Source organism: Plantactinospora sp. KLBMP9567 (assembly GCF_033446045.1).
GTDB lineage: Bacteria > Actinomycetota > Actinomycetes > Mycobacteriales > Micromonosporaceae > Plantactinospora.
Genome location: NZ_JAWQRR010000003.1, coordinates 173,407 through 191,448 on the forward strand (window position 1 = coordinate 173,407; position 18,042 = coordinate 191,448).

2 protein-coding genes are annotated in these 18,042 nt (G+C 75.1%); both read left to right on the forward strand.

The features are described from left to right. Nucleotides 1-18 precede the first annotated feature (18 nt). Nucleotides 19-17,688 (forward strand): non-ribosomal peptide synthetase, encoded by a 17,670-nt coding sequence (locus R6Y94_RS01485; RefSeq protein WP_318393900.1) that lies wholly within the window; start codon nucleotides 19-21, stop codon nucleotides 17,686-17,688. Further along, a complete protein-coding gene (locus R6Y94_RS01490; protein WP_318393901.1) occupies nucleotides 17,685-17,930 on the forward strand; it encodes an MbtH family protein in 246 nt (81 codons plus the stop codon). The genes R6Y94_RS01485 and R6Y94_RS01490 overlap by 4 nt, the downstream gene beginning before the upstream one ends. Nucleotides 17,931-18,042 lie beyond the last annotated feature (112 nt).

Here is an 18,042-nt window from a genome sequence, read left to right on the forward strand (position 1 = left end):
GAGAGGCGGTACTTCGTCGTGCCCACAAGTGACCTGAACCGCGCCGAGACCGGGCCGACGGCAGATGCCGGGCCGACGGCGGTGGAGCGGCACCGGATCCTCGTCGAGTGGAACTCCACGGTCCGGCCGGCACCCCCGGCGACCTGGCCGGAACTCTTCGCCGAGCAGGTACGCCGGGCACCCGGGGCGGTCGCGGTGGTCTGCGAGGACGTCGAGCTGACGTACGCGGAACTGGACGCCCGGGCGAACCGGCTCGGGTACGCGCTGCGGGCCCGGGGGGTCGGGCCGGAGCGGGTGGTCGCGCTCTGTCTGCCCCGCTCGGTGGACATGATCGTGGCCGAGGTGGCGGTGCTCAAGGCCGGCGGCGCGTACCTGCCGGTGGACCAGGACTATCCGGCCGAGCGGATCGCCTTCATGCTGGCCGACGCCCGGCCGGTCTGCCTGGTCAGCACCGCCGAACTGGCCGGCGAGCTGCCGGAGACCCCGGGCCTGCCGAGGCTGCTGCTCGACGAGCTGACCGACACCGATCAGGTCGAGCCGGGCCCGGCAGAGCTGCCGTCGCCGGCACCGGAGAACGCCGCCTACGTCATCTACACCTCCGGGTCGACCGGCCGGCCCAAGGGGGTCGTCGTCTCGCACGCCGGGGTGGCCAAACTGGTCGCCACCCAGAGCGCCCGACTCGGCGTCGGGCCGCACAGCCGGGTACTCCAGTTCGCCTCGCCCAGCTTCGACGTGGCGTTCTGGGACCTCTGCCTCGGGCTGCTCTCCGGCGGCCGGCTGGTGGTGGTGCCGGCCGAGCGCCGGGTGCCCGGCCCGGCGCTGACCGAGTACGCCCACCGGCACGGCGTGACCTTCATGATCCTGCCGCCGGCCCTGCTTGCCGCGATGCCCCGGGAGCTGACCCTGCCGGCCGGGGCGACCCTGCTGGCCGGTACCGAGCGGGTCTCCCCGGAACTGGTCGCCCGGTGGGCCCAGGACCGGCCGATGTTCAACGCGTACGGGCCGACCGAGGCGACGGTCAACTCGACGCTGGGGGAGTGCGACCCGCAGACCCCGCCCGGTGGCGTGGTGCCGATCGGCCGCCCCGACCCCGGCACCCGGTGCTACGTGCTGGACGCCGCCCTCCAGCCGGTGCCGGTCGGCGCCACCGGCGAGCTGTACCTCGGCGGCACCGGGCTGGCCCGGGGTTATCTCGGCCAGCCGGGGCTGACCGCGCAGCGCTTCGTCGCCGACCCGTACGGGCCGGCCGGCGGGCGGCTCTACCGCACCGGTGACCTGGTGCGCTGGCTGCCGGACGGGCGGCTGGAGTTCCTCGGCCGCGCCGACGACCAGGTGAAGATCCGGGGGTACCGGATCGAGCCGGGCGAGATCGAGTCGGTACTGGCCCAGCATCCGGCGGTCGGCCAGGTCGCCGTACTGGCCCGGCCCGGGCGCGACGGTCAGCAACGGCTCGCCGCCTACGTCGTACCGGCGCTGGCCCGGCCGGCGGAGCGGGACGGGGTCGAGTCGGCCCGGGTGGACGACTGGCGGGAGCTGCACGAACTGCTCTACACCGCCGGGCGCACCGAGCGGTTCGGGGAGAACTTCACCGGCTGGAACAGCAGCTACGACGGGCTGCCGATCCCGCTGGCCGAGATGCGCCAGTGGCGGGACCGGACGGTGGAGCGGATCCTCGCGCTGCGCCCGCGCCGGGTGCTGGAGATCGGCGTCGGCAGCGGCCTGCTGCTGGCCAGGGTGGCGCCGGAGGTGGAGGCGTACTGGGGTACCGACCTCTCCCCGGCGGCGATCGAGGCGCTGCGCGACCAGGTGGCGGCGGTCCCGGCGCTGGCCGACCGGGTCGAGCTGCGGGCCCAGCCGGCCGACGTCACCGACGGGCTGCCGGCCGGCTACTTCGACACCGTCGTGCTGAACTCCGTGGTCCAGTACTTCCCGAGCGTCGACTACCTGGCCGACGTGCTGCGCCGGGCGGTCGGCCTGCTGGCACCGGGTGGCACGGTTTTCGTCGGCGACGTGCGCAACCTGCGGCTGCACCGCGCGCTGCGCGGGGCGATCGAGGCGGGTCGCCGCCGGCCGGACCCGGACGGCCGGCGGGCCGCGCTGGCCGCCGTCGAGCAGAGCCTGCGCTGGGAGGGCGAGCTGCTGCTCGATCCCGACCTCTTCCCGGCGCTGGCCCGGGAGGTGTCGGCGATCACCGCGGTCGACCTCTGGGTCAAGCGCGGCCACGCGCACAACGAACTCACCCGCTACCGGTACGACGTGGTGCTGCGCATCGCCGCCAGCGCGGAGTCCAACGTGGACGGTGTCGTGGAGCTGCCCTGGGCCGCCGAGCCGGCCGGGCTCGCCGGGTTGGCCGACCGGCTCGACTCGGCGCGGCCGGCCGTGCTGCGGGTGACCGGGGTGCCGAACGCCCGGCTGGACGCCGACCTCGCCGCCTACCGGGAACTCTCCGTCGGCACCGGCCCGAACGGCGGCACCGGCCCGAACGGCGGCACCGGCCCGGCGGGTGGGTCGGCCGTCGATCCCGAGGCGGTGTACGAGCTGGCCGAACGGCACGGCTACCGGGTCGAGGTCACCTGGTCCGGTACCGCCGGCGACGGCCGCCTCGACCTGCTCTTCTCCCGCCCGGACGCGGTACCCGCCGAACCGGCGTACCGGCCGGCCCTGCCGGAGCAGGCCCCGCTGCACGGGTACGCCAACCGACCCGCGCCGTTCCGGGACGTCACCGCCCTGCTGGCCGAGCTGCGCGCGTACGCCCGGAGCTGGCTGCCCGACCACATGGTGCCGGCCGCCTTCGTACCGCTGCACAGGCTGCCGGTGCTGCCGAGCGGCAAGCTGGACCGGGCCGCCCTGCCGGCGCCGGACTTCGCGGCGCGCAGCACCGGAGCCCGGCCCCGGGACGCCCGCGAGGAGGTGCTCTGCGCCCTCTACGCCGAGGTGCTCGGGCTGCCCGAGGTCGGGGTGGAGGACGACTTCTTCGCCCTCGGCGGGGACAGCATCGTCTCGATCCAGCTCGTGATCCGGGCCCGGCAGGCCGGGTTGGTGGTCACGCCGCGCCAGGTCTTCCAGCGTCGTACCGTCGCCGAGCTGGCGCCGGTGGCCGAGTCGCTGTCGCGGGCCGTGCAGGACGATCCCCGGGCCGGGGTCGGCGAGTTCCCGCTCAGCCCGATCATGCGCTGGCTGGACGAGTGCGGCGGGCCGATCGACGCGTTCGCGCAGTGGCTGGCGGTCCGGGTACCGGCCGAGGCGAGCGTCGAGCGGCTGGCCGCCGCGCTCCAGGCGGTGGTCGACCGGCACGACGTACTCCGGTCCCGGCTGGTCCGGGCCACTTCGCAGCGTCCGGGCCGGCTGGTGGTATCGGCGCCCGGCACCGTACCTGCGGCGGACCGGCTGCACCGGGTCGACGCTGCCGGGCTGACCGACGAGGCGCTGCGGGACCGGATCTCCGCCGCCGCCGACTTCGCGGGCGCCCGGCTGGCACCGGAGGCCGGCGTGATGCTCCAGGCGGTCTGGCTGGACGCCGGCCCGGACCGGGCCGGCCGGCTGGTCGTGGTGGTGCACCACGCGGTGGTCGACGGGGTCTCCTGGCGGATCCTGCTGCCCGACCTGGCCGCCGCCTGGACCGACGTGCTGGCCGGCCGGACGCCCCGGCTGGAGCCGGTCGGCACCCCGCTGCGCCGCTGGGCCGAGCTGGTGCACGCCGACGCCGAGTCGGCGGACCGGACCGCCGAGCTGCCACTCTGGACGGAGCTGCTGCGCGGCGACGACCCGGCGCTGGCGGACCGGCCGCTGAACCCGGTCGGCGACCTCGACAGCGTCCGCCGGCTCACCCTGCGGCTGCCGGCCGAGCAGACCGCACCGCTGCTCACCAGTATTCCGGCGGCGTTCTCCGCCGGGGTCAACGACGTGCTGCTCACCGCGTTCGCCCTGGCGCTCGCCGACTGGCGTCGGCGCCGGGGGACAGGTCTGCCCGGACCCGCGCTGGTGGCGCTGGAGGGGCACGGCCGGGAGGAGCAGATCGCCGACGGCGTCGACCTGTCCCGCACCCTCGGCTGGTTCACCAGCATCTTCCCGGTACGGCTCGATTTCGGGCCGATCGACCTCGACGAGGCGCTGTCCGGCGGCGAGGACGCCGGCCGGGCGCTGAAGCGGATCAAGGAAGGGCTGCGGGCCATCCCCGACCACGGGCTCGGGTACGGGCTGCTCCGGCACCTCAACCCGGAGACCGCCGCCGTACTGGCCGGGCTGCCCCAGCCGCAGATCAGCTTCAACTACCTCGGCCGGTTCGGAGTGGAGTCCTCCGCCGACGGCTGCTGGACGGCGCTGCCCGGGCTCGGCCTGCTCGCCGGTGGCTTCGACGCGGGCATGCCGGTGGCGCCGTACACGCTGGAGGTGAACGCGTTCACCGAGGACCGGGCGGACGGGCCCGGGCTCGGCGTGACCTGGGCCTGGCCGGCGACGCTGCTCGCCGAGGCGGACGTGGCGGAGCTGGCGCAGGGCTGGTTCGCCGCGCTGGAGGCGCTGGTGCGGCACGCCGCCCGGCCGGGGGCTGGCGGGCCGAGCCCGTCGGACTTCCCGCTGCTGCCACTGCGCCAGGAGGACGTGGACGCCCTCGCCGCCGCCGTACCGGCGGTCGCCGACGTGCTGCCGCTGACCCCGTTGCAGGAGGGCTTCTACTTCCACGCCGTCGCCGCCGGAGCGGACCGGGACCCGTACCGGGTGCAGCAGGTGATCGAGCTGCGCGGCCCGCTGGACGCCGCCGCGCTGCGCCGGGCCGGGCAGGACGTGCTTGACCGGCACGCCCCGCTGCGGACCGCGTTCCCGCAGCTCGCCGACTGGCGGCCGGTGCAGCTCGTCGCGGACGGCATCGCGCTGCCGTGGCGCGAGGTCGACCTGACCGGGTACCCGGAACCGGAGCGGACGGCCGAGTTCGAGGCGCTGGCCGAGGCGGAGCGGGCCGCCCCGTTCGACCTGACCCGACCGCCGCTGCTGCGCTGCGTACTGGTCAGGTGGGCGGAACAGCGGCACAGCCTGCTGCTCACCCACCACCACATCGTCACCGATGGCTGGTCGGCCGGGGTGACCGTGCGGGACCTGCTCGCCCGGTACGCCCCGGACGGCGAGCCGGACCGGTTGCCGCCGGTCACCCCGTACCGGCGGTACCTCGAGTGGCTGGCCAGCCGGGACCGGGCGGCGGCCGGCGGCGCCTGGCGGGCTGCGCTGGCCGGACTGGACGGTCCGACCCGGCTCGGCGCCGAGGCCGAGGAGGGCTTCGACGGCATGTTCCACCCTGAGCGGGTCCGGGTGGCGCTGCCGCCCGAGGTGGCCGCCGGGTTGGCCGGGCAGGTCCGGGCGGCCGGGCTGACCGTGGGCAGCGTGCTGCACGCCGCCTGGGCGGTGGTGCTGGGTCGGCGCCTCGGCCGGCGTGACGTCGTCTTCGGCAGTACGGTCTCCGGCCGGCCCGCCGAACTGGACGGTGTCGAGGCGATGGTCGGACTGTTCATCAACACCCTGCCGGTCCGGCTGCGCTGGACTCCGGCCGAACCGCTGGTCGAGCTGGCCGGCCGGCTCCAGCGGGAGCAGGCCGAACTCCTCGACGCACAGCATCTCGGGCTGCCGGCGATCCAGCGGCTGGCCGGCGGCGGTGAGCTGTTCGACAGCCTGGTGGTGATGGAGAACTATCCGGTCGACCCGATCCCGGCCGGGCGGGCCGGCGGTCTCGCCCTGGCCGGGGTCGAGTTCCGGGAGGCGACCCACTATCCGGTCACCCTGCTGGTGTCGCCGGCCGGCGAGTCGCTGGACCTCACCGTCGAGTACGACCCGGGCCGGATCGACGCCGCGACCGTACGCCAGCTCCGTTGCGGTCTGGCCGAGGTGCTCGGCGTATTCGTCGCCGAGCCGGACCGGCCGGTCGGGCGGATCGACCTGCTGCCGGCGGCCGAGCGCGGTACGGCGCTGGCCCGGCTCACCGGCCCGGTCGCCCCGGTGCCGCCGGAGACCCTGCACGGCCTGGTCGCCGCGCAGGCGGCCCGGACGCCGGACGCGGTCGCGCTGATCGACGGCGAACGGCGACTCGACTACGCCGACCTGGACCGGCGGGCCGCCGGGCTGGCCCGGCGACTGGCCGCCCGTGGGGTCCGGCCGGGTGACGTCGTCGCGGTGGCGGTGCCCCGGTCGGCCGAACTGGTGGTGGCACTGCTCGGCGTCCTGAAGGCGGGTGCCGCGTACCTGCCGCTGGACGTCACGCATCCCCGGGAGCGGCTCTCCGTGGTGCTCACCGACTCCGGCGCCCAGGCCATCGTATCCACTGTGGACGTGATGGCCCGGCTGCCCCGGCCGGCCGGCGTGCCACACCTACTGGTCACCGCCACGGCAGAACCGGAGGGGCCGTCGAGCGCGGTCGCTCCGGCCGGTGACGGCGGCGATCCGGAATCACCGGCGTACCTGATCTACACCTCGGGATCGACGGGCCACCCGAAGGGCGTACTCGTCGGCCACCGGGCGATCGTCAGCCAGCTCGCCTGGTCACAGCGGCGGTTCGGGCTCGGTGCCGACGACCGGATGCTGCAACTCGCCCCGGCCAGCTTCGACACCTCGGTCTGGGAGATCTTCTGGCCGCTGACCGCCGGTGCCGCCGTGGTGCTGCCCGGCGAGGACGAGGCCGGTGACCCGAGGGGGCTCGCCGGGCTGGTCCGCCGGCACCGGGTCACCGCGGTCACCTTCGTACCGTCGCTGGTCGAGGCGTTCCTGCTCGCCGACGAGCTGGCCGCCGACCGCACGTGGGCGGCCAGCCTGCGCTGGGTCTCCTGCGGTGGCGAGGCACTGTCGCCGGAACTGGCCCGGCGCTGGCACGCGCAGACCGGCACGGCGCTGGACAACTTCTACGGGCCGACCGAGACGGCGGTGCAGGTCACCTGGTGGGCGAATGACGGCGGCGCGGAACGCACCGTGCCGATCGGCCGCCCGGTGGCCAACACCCGGCTGTACGTGCTGGACGACTGCCTCCGCCCGGTCCCACCCGGCGTACCCGGTGAGCTGTACGTCGCCGGAACCCAGCTCGGGTACGGCTACCACGCCCGGTTCGAGCTGACCGCGCAGCGTTTCGTCGCCGACCCGTACGGGCCGGCGGGGCAGCGCATGTACCGCACCGGTGACCTGGTGCGGTGGCGTACCGACGGCGTACTCGAATACGTCGGCCGCAGCGACGACCAGGTCAAGATCCGGGGGCACCGGATCGACCTCGGCGAGGTGGAGGCGGTGCTCCGGACCGGGCCGGGTGTGGCGCAGGCGGTTGCCGCCGCCCGGGTCGACGGTCGGGGCCGGACCGGTCTGGTCGGCTACCTGGTGCCGGTGGCGGGACTCCGGCTCGACGTCGAGGCGGTCCGCGCAGCGGCCCGGGCCGGGCTGCCCGAGTCGATGGTGCCGGGCCGGTTCGTGGTGCTCGATGCGCTGCCGCTGACCCCCAGCGGCAAACTCGACCGGGCCGCCCTGCCCGCCCCACAGGGCGCCGGCACGACGGCCGCCGTCGCCCCGGCACTGACCAAGACGTCGGATGTGGACGGTCCGGTACGGCCCGCCAGGGGCGGTGCGGCCGAGCGGCTGCTCCGGGAGATCTTCGCCGAGGTCCTCGGGGTGCCCGAGGTCGGTGCCGACGCGGACTTCTTCGCCCTCGGCGGCGACAGCATCCTCTCCATCGCGGTCTCCAGCCGGGCCCGCCGGCACGGACTGGCGGTCGCGCCGCGCGACGTCTTCCGGCACCGGACCCCGCGAGCGCTGGCCCGGGCCGGCGGCGGCGACACCGCCCTGTCCCCGAGCGACCCGCCGACCATGGCCGGCACCGCCTCGACGCCCGCCGCCTCGATGACGGTCGCCTCGACGACCGCCGCACCGGCGGCCGGTTCTCCGTCGGCCAGCACCGCGACCCCGGTCGGCGATCGCGCCGTCGGCGTACCGGGCGCGGATCCGGACGAGCTGGGTGAGGTGCCGCTGCTGCCGATCGTGCACTGGCTCCGGGAGACCGGACTGCCGATCGAGCGGTTCACCCTGAGCACCCTGCTGGTCGTACCGGCCGAGCTGGACCTCGGGTCGCTGGCCGAGGTCCTCCAGGCGGTGCTGGACCGGCACGCCGGCCTGCGGCTCCGGCTGCGCCGGATCGCCTCCGTACTCTGGTCGCTCCAGACGACCCCGGCCGGTGTGGTGCGGGCGGCCGGCCTGATACGCCGGGTCGACGTGGCCGGGCTGGACGACGCCGGGCTGCGTGCCGTGCTGGCCACCGAGTCCGCCGCCGCCACCGACCGGCTGGATCCGGACGAGGGGAGCATGCTCCAGGCGGTTTGGTTCGACTCCGGCGACCGACCCGGCCGGCTGCTGCTCGCGGCCCACCACCTGGCGGTCGACGGCGTCTCCTGGCGGATCCTGCTGGCGGACCTGGCCGCCGCCTGGGCATCGGTACGGGCCGGGCAGCCCCCGATTCTCGCCCCGGTCGGCACCTCGCTGCGGCGGTACGCCCGGGTGCTCGGCGAGCACGCACAGCGCCCCGAGCGGCTGGCGGAGCTGGCGCACTGGGCCGAGACGCTCGCCCCGGGAGCGGAGCTGCTGCCGGCGCAGACCCAGCCGGTGGCGGGACCGGCCCGCCAGCACGTCGTACGCCTCGACCCGGCCGAGACGCTGCCGCTGCTCACCGCCGTACCGGCGGCGGTCGGTGCCGAGGTCACCGCAGTACTACTCGCGGCGTTCCGGCTCGGGGTGACCCGGTGGCAGCAGCGGCACGGCCGCGACGGCGCTGCCGACCTGCTGGTCGACCTCGAACGGCACGGCCGGGAGGAAATCGAACCAGAGCTCGACCTCTCCCGCACGGTCGGCTGGTTCACCAGCGTCCAGCCGGTACGCCTGCCGGCCGGCACCGACCCGATCGACCTGCTGGCTACGGTCGGCGAGCGGATCCGGGCGGTTCCGGACGGCGGCCTCGGCCACGGGCTGCTGCGGCACCTGAACGCACAGGCGGCGCCGATCCTGGCCGGACTCTCCTCGGCCCAGGTGCTGTTCCACTACTACGGCCGGTTCCCCGGTGGCACCGAGCTGGACTGGACGCCGGCGGCCGAGTCCGACGCGATCACCGCCGTCAACGGCGGGCTGGGCCTGACCCATCTGGTCCAGGTCGACGCGGTCGCCACCGAGACCCCGGCCGGGCCGGTGCTGACCGCGACCTGGACGTGGCCGGACGGCCTGCTCGACGAGCCGGACGTGACCGGGCTGGCCGCCGAGTGGCTCGACGCGCTACGCCAGCTCAGCACCGCCGCCGTCCCGCCGGTCGGCACCGTCGGCCCGGACAGGGCGGACGCGGGGCCCACCCCGGCGATCGCGGCTGGGCTGTCGCTGGGTCGGGACGACATCGACCGGATCGAGCGGACCAGCCCGGTACCGGTGGCGGAGATCTGGCCGCTCTCACCGTTGCAGGAGGGGCTGTACTTCCACGCCAGCTACGACACCTCGGCGCTGGACGTCTACACCGCGCAGGACGCCTTCGACCTCGGGTACCGGCTGGATCTGGACCGGCTGCGCCGGGCCGGAGCCGCGCTGCTGGCCCGCAACCCCAGCATGCGGGCCGGGTTCGTCAGCGAGGGGCTGCCCCGGCCGGTGCAGTTCGTCGGGGTGGCCCCCGAGTTGCCGGTGATTGAGGTGGACCTGACCGACCTCGATCCGGAGACCCAGCGGGCCCGGATGGCCGAGCTGATGGCCGAGGACCGGCGTACCCGGTTCGACCTGACCCGGCCGCCGCTGTGCCGGCTGCTGCTGCTCCGGCTCGGCGACGACCGGGACCGGCTCGTCGTCAGCCACCACCTGGTGCTCTGGGACGGCTGGTCCGAGGAACTCTTCGTCGAACAGCTCTTCACCCTCTACGAGCGGGACGGCGACGACCGGGACCTGCCGCCGGCCGGCTCCTACCGGGACCACCTGGAATGGCTGGCCACCCAGGACACCGAGCGGGCCGGTCGGGCCTGGCGGGACGCTCTCGCGGGCCTCGCCGAGCCGACCCTGGTCGCCTCGGAGGCGAGCCTGGCACCGGTCGTACCGCACCGGGTCCGGGCCGAACTGCCGACCGCGCTGGGCGACCGGCTGCGCGGACTGGCCCGCCGGCACGGACTGACCCTCAACACCGTGCTCACCGCTGCCTGGGGGCTGGTGCTCGGCGGTCACCTCGGCCGCACCGACGTGGTCTTCGGGATGACCGTCGCCGGCCGGCACGCGGACGTGCCGGACGTGGAGAACATCATCGGGCTCTTCCTCAACACCGTGCCGGTACGCGTCACCGCCGAGCCCGGCGAACCGGTGCTCGGCCTGCTGCGCCGGCTGGGCGAGCAGCGGATCGAACTGATGCCGCACGACCACCTCGGGCTCGGCGCGGTGCAGCGGGCCAGCGGGCACGCCCGGCTCTTCGACACCCTCTACGTGTTGCAGAACTTCGTCGACGAGGGGGAGTCGGCCCGGCTGCGGGACCGGCACGGGATCGCTGCCCTCGACGGGGTGGACGCCACGCACTATCCGCTGACCCTGGTGGTCACCCCGGCACAGCGGCTCCGGGTGGCCCTGGACCACCGGCCGGACGTCGTACCGGGTCGGGTGGCCCGGACCCTGCTGGACCGGTTCGTCGCGCTGCTGGCCCGGCTGGTCGCCGAGCCGGAGATCCCGGTCGGCCGGCTCGACCTGCTCACCGGGGCGGAACGGGCCGGACTGGCCGCCGAGTGGACCGCCACCCGGCACCCGATCGGCACCGAATCCGTCGCCGACCTGCTCGCCGAGCAGGCCGCCCGGACCCCGGACGAGGTCGCATTGGTCAACGCCTGCCGCACCCTGACATACGCCGAGTTCGACGCCCGGATCAACCGGCTGGCCCGGCTGCTGGTCGCCCGGGGCGCCGGACCCGAGATGGTGGTCGCGCTGGCGCTGCCCCGGTCGATCGAGATGGTGGTCGCGCTCTTCGCGGTACTGCGCACCGGAGCCGCGTACCTGCCGCTGGAGCTGGACCATCCGGCCGAACGGCTGGCCTTCGTACTCGCCGACACCGCCCCGATGTGCCTGCTGACGGTGACTCCCGTCCGGGCGGGGCTGCCGGGGACCGACACGCCGACGGTGCCGCTCGACGATCCGGCGGTACAGGCCGAGCTGGCCGGGCTCTCCGGCGCGGCGCTCACAGATGCCGAACTGCCGGCCGGGTTCGCCCGGACCGATCCGGACCGGCTGGAGCACCCGGCGTACCTGATCTACACCTCCGGCTCCACCGGTCGGCCGAAGGGGGTGGTGACGCCGTACCGGGGGTTGACGAACATGCAGCTCAACCACCGGGAGGCGATCTTCGACCCGACCGTGGCGGCGGCCGGTGGCCGGCGGCTGCGGATCGCGCACACCGTCTCGTTCGCCTTCGACATGTCCTGGGAGGAGCTGCTCTGGCTGGTCGAGGGGCACGAGGTGCACGTCTGCGACGAGGAGCTGCGCCGGGACGCCCAGGCGCTGGTCGCCTACTGTGACCGGCACCGGATCGACGTCGTCAACGTCACCCCGAGCTACGCACACCACCTGATCGAGGAGGGCCTGCTCGACCGGGACGACCTTGCCGGCGAGCCGCTGGGCCAGCCGGTCGTCGAGCCGCTCGGCGAGCCGCTGGGCCAGCCGGTCGACGAGCCGCTCGGCGAGCCGACGGACGACACCGGCGGGACTCCTCGACACCGCCCGGTGCTGGTGCTGCTCGGCGGCGAGGCGGTCTCCGAGGCGGTCTGGAACCGGTTGCGGGACACCGAGGGTACGGCCGGCTACAACCTGTACGGGCCGACCGAGTACACCATCAACACCCTCGGTGGCGGCACCGGAGACAGCGCCACCCCGACCGTCGGCCGGGCGATCTGGAACACCCGGGCCTACGTACTCGACGCGTACCTGCGACTCGTCCCGCCCGGCGCCCCCGGTGAGCTGTACATCGGCGGGATCGGGCTGGCCCGGGGCTACCACCGGCGGCTCGGGCTGACCGCCGAGCGCTTCGTCGCCGACCCGTACGGTGCGCCGGGGGAGCGGATGTACCGCACCGGTGACCTGGTCCGACGCCGGTCGGACGGGAACCTGGACTTTCTCGGGCGCACCGACGACCAGGTGAAGATCCGGGGGTACCGGATCGAGCTGGGCGAGGTCGAGAGCGCGCTGGCCGAACACCCGCTGGTGGCGCACGCCGCGGTGGTGGTCGACTCCTCGACCGACCCGGCGGTACGCCGGCTGGCCGGCTACCTCGTCCGCACCGCAGAGTGGACGGAGCCGGACGACGACGCCGTGCTGGCCGCCCTCCGGGCGGACCTGAAGCGGCGGCTGCCGGACTACATGGTGCCGGCCGCGCTGGTGCCGCTGGACCGGCTGCCGCTGACCGTGAACGGCAAGCTCGACGTGGCGGCGCTGCCGGCCCCGACCGTCCGGGCCGGTGCGGCCGCCCGTCCGCCGGCCACCGCCGCCGAGGAGGCGCTCTGTGTCCTCTTCGCCGAGCTGCTCGGCGTGCCGGAGATCGGCGTCGACGACAACTTCTTCGACCTCGGCGGCCACTCCCTGCTGGCGATCCGGCTGGTCAGCCGGGCCCGGGTGGCGCTCGGTGCCGAGCTGGCGATCCGCGACCTGTTCGAGGCGCCGACGGTCGCCGAACTGGCCGCCCGGATCGGGGCCGTCGGGCCGGACGGCGCGGAAGATGGCGGTGCGGCCCGGATCGCGCTGGTCCCGGCCGAGCGCCCAGCCGTTCTGCCGCTCGCCTTCGCGCAGCAGCGACTTTGGGTGATCCAGCAGCTCGCGCCGGAGTCGGCGGCGTACAACTTCCCGATCGCGGTACGGCTGCGCGGGCCGCTGGACGTGGCGGCGCTGCGTACCGCGTTGGCCGACCTGACCGGCCGGCACGAGACGCTGCGGACCCTGTTCGGCGAGCGGGACGGCCGGCCGTACCAGCGGGTACTGCCGGCGGCCGACGCCCGGCCGGTGCTGGAGAGCGTCGCCGCCGCTCCGGCCGAGGTGACCGGGATCGTCCGGGACGCGGTGCGTCGCCCGTTCGATCTGACCACCGAACTGCCGCTGCGGGCAACTCTCGTCGCGGTCGACCCGGAGTCGGGTGGCCCGGAGTCAGGTGGCCCGGAGTCAGGTGGCCCGGAGTCAGGTGGCCCGGAGTCAGGCGGCCCGGGTGGCCCGGGTGGCCGGGAGTCGGGTGGGGCGGAGGAGTACGTCCTGGTGCTGGTGCTGCACCACGTGGCCACCGACGAGTGGTCGGACCGGCCGTTCCTGCGCGACCTCCGCACGGCGTACGCGGCCCGGCGGGCGGGACGGGCGCCGGAATGGGCACCGCTGCCGGTCCAGTACGCCGACTACACCCTGTGGCAGCGCCGGCTGCTCGGCGACCCGGCGGACCCGGCCAGCCTGGCCGCCCGGCAGCTCGACTACTGGCGTACCACGTTGAGCGGGGCGCCGGAGGAGCTGGTGCTGCCCACCGACCGGGCCCGCTCGGGACGACCGGACCCGGCCGGGGCGGAACTTTCCGTGGTGCTGCCCGCCGAGGTCGGCGCGGGGCTGCGCCGGCTCGCCTCCCGGACCGGTACCAGCCTGTTCATGGTGGCGCACGCGCTGGTCGCGGCGCTGCTGCACCGGCTCGGCGCCGGCACCGACATCCCGCTCGGCGCGCCGATCGCGGGGCGGGGTGACGCGGCCCTCGACGATCTGGTCGGGTTCTTCGTCAACACCCTGGTACTCCGAACCGACGTGTCCGGCGACCCGACCTTCACCGAGCTGCTGGCCCGGGTCCGGCAGACCGACCTGGCCGCCTTCTCCGCCCAGGAGGTGCCGTTCGAGGCCGTGGTAGAGGCGGTCAACCCGGCCCGCTCGGTCTCCCGTAACCCGCTGTTCCAGGTGATGGTGGTGCACCGCAACCGGACCGCCGAGTGGAGTGGCCTGGCCGGGCTGACCGTCACCGACGAGCCGGTCGACACCCCGGCCGCGAAGTTCGACCTGGTCTTCGACTTCGCCGGGTCCGTCGCGCCGGCCGGGTCCCTCGCGCCGGCCGGGTCCCTCGCGCCGGCCGGGTCCCTCGCGCCGGCCGGGTCCCTCGCGCAGGGCGGGTCGGTCGGGACGGCCGACACCGTCGAGCCGGACGACGACGTGCTGAGCTGCCTGCTGAAGTACCGGACCGACCTGTTCGACCGGGAGACGGTGGCGCTCCTCGGTGAGCGGCTGCTCCGGCTGGCGAAGGCAGTCGTCGCCGACCCCGCAACGCCGGTGGGCCGGATCGACGTCTTCGTCGGCGACGAGCGCGACCGGGTGCTGCGCGAGTTCAACGCCACCGGCCGGTCGGTGCCGGAGGAGACCCTGCCGGCGATGTTCGCCCGGCGGGCGGCACAGAACCCGGAGGCGGTCGCCGTGGTCGACGGGCGGCGGACCCTGTCGTACGCCCAGCTCGACGCCGAGGCGGCCCGGGTGGCACGACTGCTCGCCGGGTACGGCGTCGGCCCGGAAACGGTGGTCGGGGTGGCCGTGCCCCGCTCGCTGGAGACCGTGGCGGTGGTGCTCGGGGTGCTGCGGCTCGGTGCCGCGTTCCTGCCGCTGGACCTCGGCCATCCGGCCGACCGGCTGGCATACATGGTCGAGGACTCCGGCGCTCGAACCGTGGTGACGACACCGGAGGCCGCCGAGCGGCTGCCGGAGCTGCCCGGAGTGGACCGGCTGCTCGTCGAGCCGGTCCGGCCGGAGCCGGTGCCGACGACGCCGGCCGACCCGGCCGGGACCGGGCCGGCGGTACCGGCCGGGCTGGACCACGCGGCGTACGTCATCTACACCTCGGGCAGCACCGGTCGGCCCAAGGGTGTGGTGGTGCCGCACGAGGGGATCGGCAGTCTGGTCGCGACCGCCGCCGAGCGGATGGGGGTGGACGGCTCCTCCCGGGTACTCCAGTTCGCCTCGACCGGCTTCGACGTCTTCGTCTTCGAGTTGGCCATGGCGCTGTGTGCCGGCGGTCGGCTGGTGCTGGCCCCGGACGAGGCTCGGGCGCCCGGCCGGCCCCTGGTGGACCTACTGGAACGGGAACGGGTCAGCCACGCCATCCTGCCGCCGTCCCTGGTTTCGGCACTGCCGCCGGACTGCCAACTGCCGGCCGGGCTGGTCGTGCTGGTCGGCACCGAGACGGTGCCGCCGGACCTGATCGGGCGATGGGCGCAGCGGCTACGGCTTTTCGCCGCGTACGGGCTGACCGAGGCGACGGTGAACTCCACGCTCTGGCGGGCCGAGCCGGACTGGTCCGGTGCGGTGCCGATCGGACTGCCCGACCCGAACACCCGGGCCTACGTGCTGGACGAGCGGCTCCGCCCGGTACCGCCCGGGGTGGCCGGCGAGCTGTACGTCGGCGGGCGCGGTCTGGCCCGTGGCTATCTCGGCCGTCCCGGGCTGACCGCCGAGCGCTTCGTCGCCGACCCGTACGGCCCGGCCGGAGCCCGGATGTACCGCACCGGTGACCGGGCGCGGTGGCGGGCCGGCGGCATCCTGGACTTCCTCGGAAGGGTCGACGACCAGGTGAAGATCCGGGGCTTCCGGATCGAGCTGGGCGAGGTCGAGGCGGTGCTGGCCCGGCACCCGGGAGTACGCCAGGCAGCGGTGGTGGTGCACCGCAACGCCGACCTGACCCGACTCGCCGGGTACGTCGTGCCGGCCGCCGGACCGCTCGACCCCGCCGAGGTACGCGCACACGCGGCCGAGCTGCTCCCCGACTACATGGTCCCGTCCGCCGTGCTGGTACTCGACGGTCCGCTGCCGCTGACCGCCAACGGCAAACTGGACCGGCGTGCCCTGCCCGCGCCGGACTGGGCGGCGCTGACCGGCGACGAGGCGCCCTCCACCCCGGCACAGCAGACCCTCGCCGAACTGGTCGCGGAGGTACTCCGGTTGCCGAAGGTGGGGATCTCGGACGACTTCTTCGCCCTCGGCGGGCACTCGATGGCGGCGATGCGGCTGCTCGGCCGGATCCGGGCGGCGCTCGGCGTCGACCTGGCGGTGCGGGACATCTTCGAGGCGCCGACGGTGGCCGGGCTGGCGGACCGGCTCGCCGGGGCGGTGGCGGAGCGTCCGGCACTGCGCCCGGCACAGGAGGTCGCCGGGCCGGTCGCGGCTCCGGTGCAACGGATCTGGTGGGATCTGCACCGTGCCACGGCCGAGCCGAACTCCGCCGGTCGGACCGGCTGGGACCTCGCCCTGCTGGTCCGCGCGGCCGGCGGACCGGGTGACGGGACGGGCAGCGGGCTAGGCGATTCGGCAGGCAGCGGGCTAGGCGATTCGGCAGGCAGCGGGCCGGGCGACGCGATGGGCGACGGGGCGGGCAGCGGGCCGGGCGACGCGGCGAGGCTGGACGCGGCGGCGCTGGCGGCGGCGCTGGCCGACCTGGTGGAGCGGCACGAGCCGCTGCGTACCGCATTCGCGGCCGATGCCGGCGGCGCACCGGTACCGGTGCCGGTGGTCGACCGCGTGCCCCTGGAGGTGCTTCCGGAGAGCGCGCTACCGCTCGACGACCGGATCACCGAGTTGGTCGGTGCCGGCGTGGACCCGACCAGGGAGCCGCCGCTGCGGGCCCGGCTGCTGACCGGTCCGGGCGGGGATCGGGTACTGCTGCTGACGATGCACTATCTCGGCGTGGACGAGTGGTCGGTGGTGCCACTGGCCCGGGACCTCGGCATCGCGTACGCGGCCCGGGTCGCCGGGCGGGCACCGGAGTGGTCGCCGTTGCCGGTCGGCTATCCGGACTACGCCCGCTGGGCGCGTACCCTGCTCGGCGATCCGGCCGACCCCGGCAGCCGGCACGCGCGGCAGTTCGACTGGTGGCGGGAGGCGCTGGCCGGCGTACCGGATCGGCTGGCGCTGCCGACCGACCGGCCGCGACCGGCGGCGCTGTCCGGGCGCGGCGGTCGGGTCGAGTTCGTGCTGGACGCGGCGTCGCACCGGGCCGTCGACGAGCTGGCCCGGCAGACCGGGACCAGCATGTTCATGGTGTTCCAGGCCGCTCTCGCGGCGCTGCTGCACCGGATCGGCGCCGGGCCGGACGTGCCGATCGGCACCCTGGTGGCCGGCCGGACCGAGACGGCCCTCGCCGACCTGGTCGGCTGCTTCGTCAACCCGCTGGTGCTGCGCACCGACACCGGTGGCGACCCGACCTTCACCGAGCTGCTGGGCCGGATCCGCGAGGCGGACCTGAGCGCCTTCGACCGCCAGGACGTCCCGTTCGACGCGGTACGCCGCACCCTGTCGGCCGGCTGGACGCTGCCGCCGGTGATGCTGGTGCACCACGAGGAGGCCGGGCTGGACGGCCCGGACAGCCCCGACGGCGGGGACGGTCCGGGCGGTGCGGTGGCGCTGCGGTTCGCGCCGGTGCCGACCGGGACGACCCGGGCCGAACTCACCGTCAGCTTCTACGAGCCGGTCGGCGACGGCCCGGTGCACGGCGAACTGGAGTACGCGATCGAGCTGTTCGACCCGCCGACCGCGCACCGGCTCACCGACGAGCTGCTCGGGCTGCTCGCCTCGGCGCTCGCCCGGCCGGATCTGCCACTCTCGGCGCTCGGGACCGGAACCGCCGATCAGGCACAACCCCTGACCACCCAGTCGGACGGCGTACCCGCCGACCACCCGGAGAGGATCTGCTCATGACCACGAATCCGTTCGAGGACCCGGACGGGCAGTACCTGGTGCTCGTCAACGACGAGGGGCAGCACTCGCTCTGGCCGTCCTTCGTGGAGGTACCGGCCGGCTGGGCGGTGACGTTCGGCGCGGACGGCCCGCAGTCCCGGGACGCCTGCCTGGCGTACGTGGAGGAGAACTGGACCGATCTGCGCCCGCGCAGCCTGCGGGAGCGGATGGCCGGGTCGGTAGTCGCCGACCCGGCACGCTGACCGTCCTCGGTGGACGAGGAGGCGAGGAAGGGCCCCCTATCGCTTTCTGTATAGGGGCCCTTGCCAACCGGGGTGGGCGCTCGCCTTTGCCGCCACAGGCGCGGGATATGCG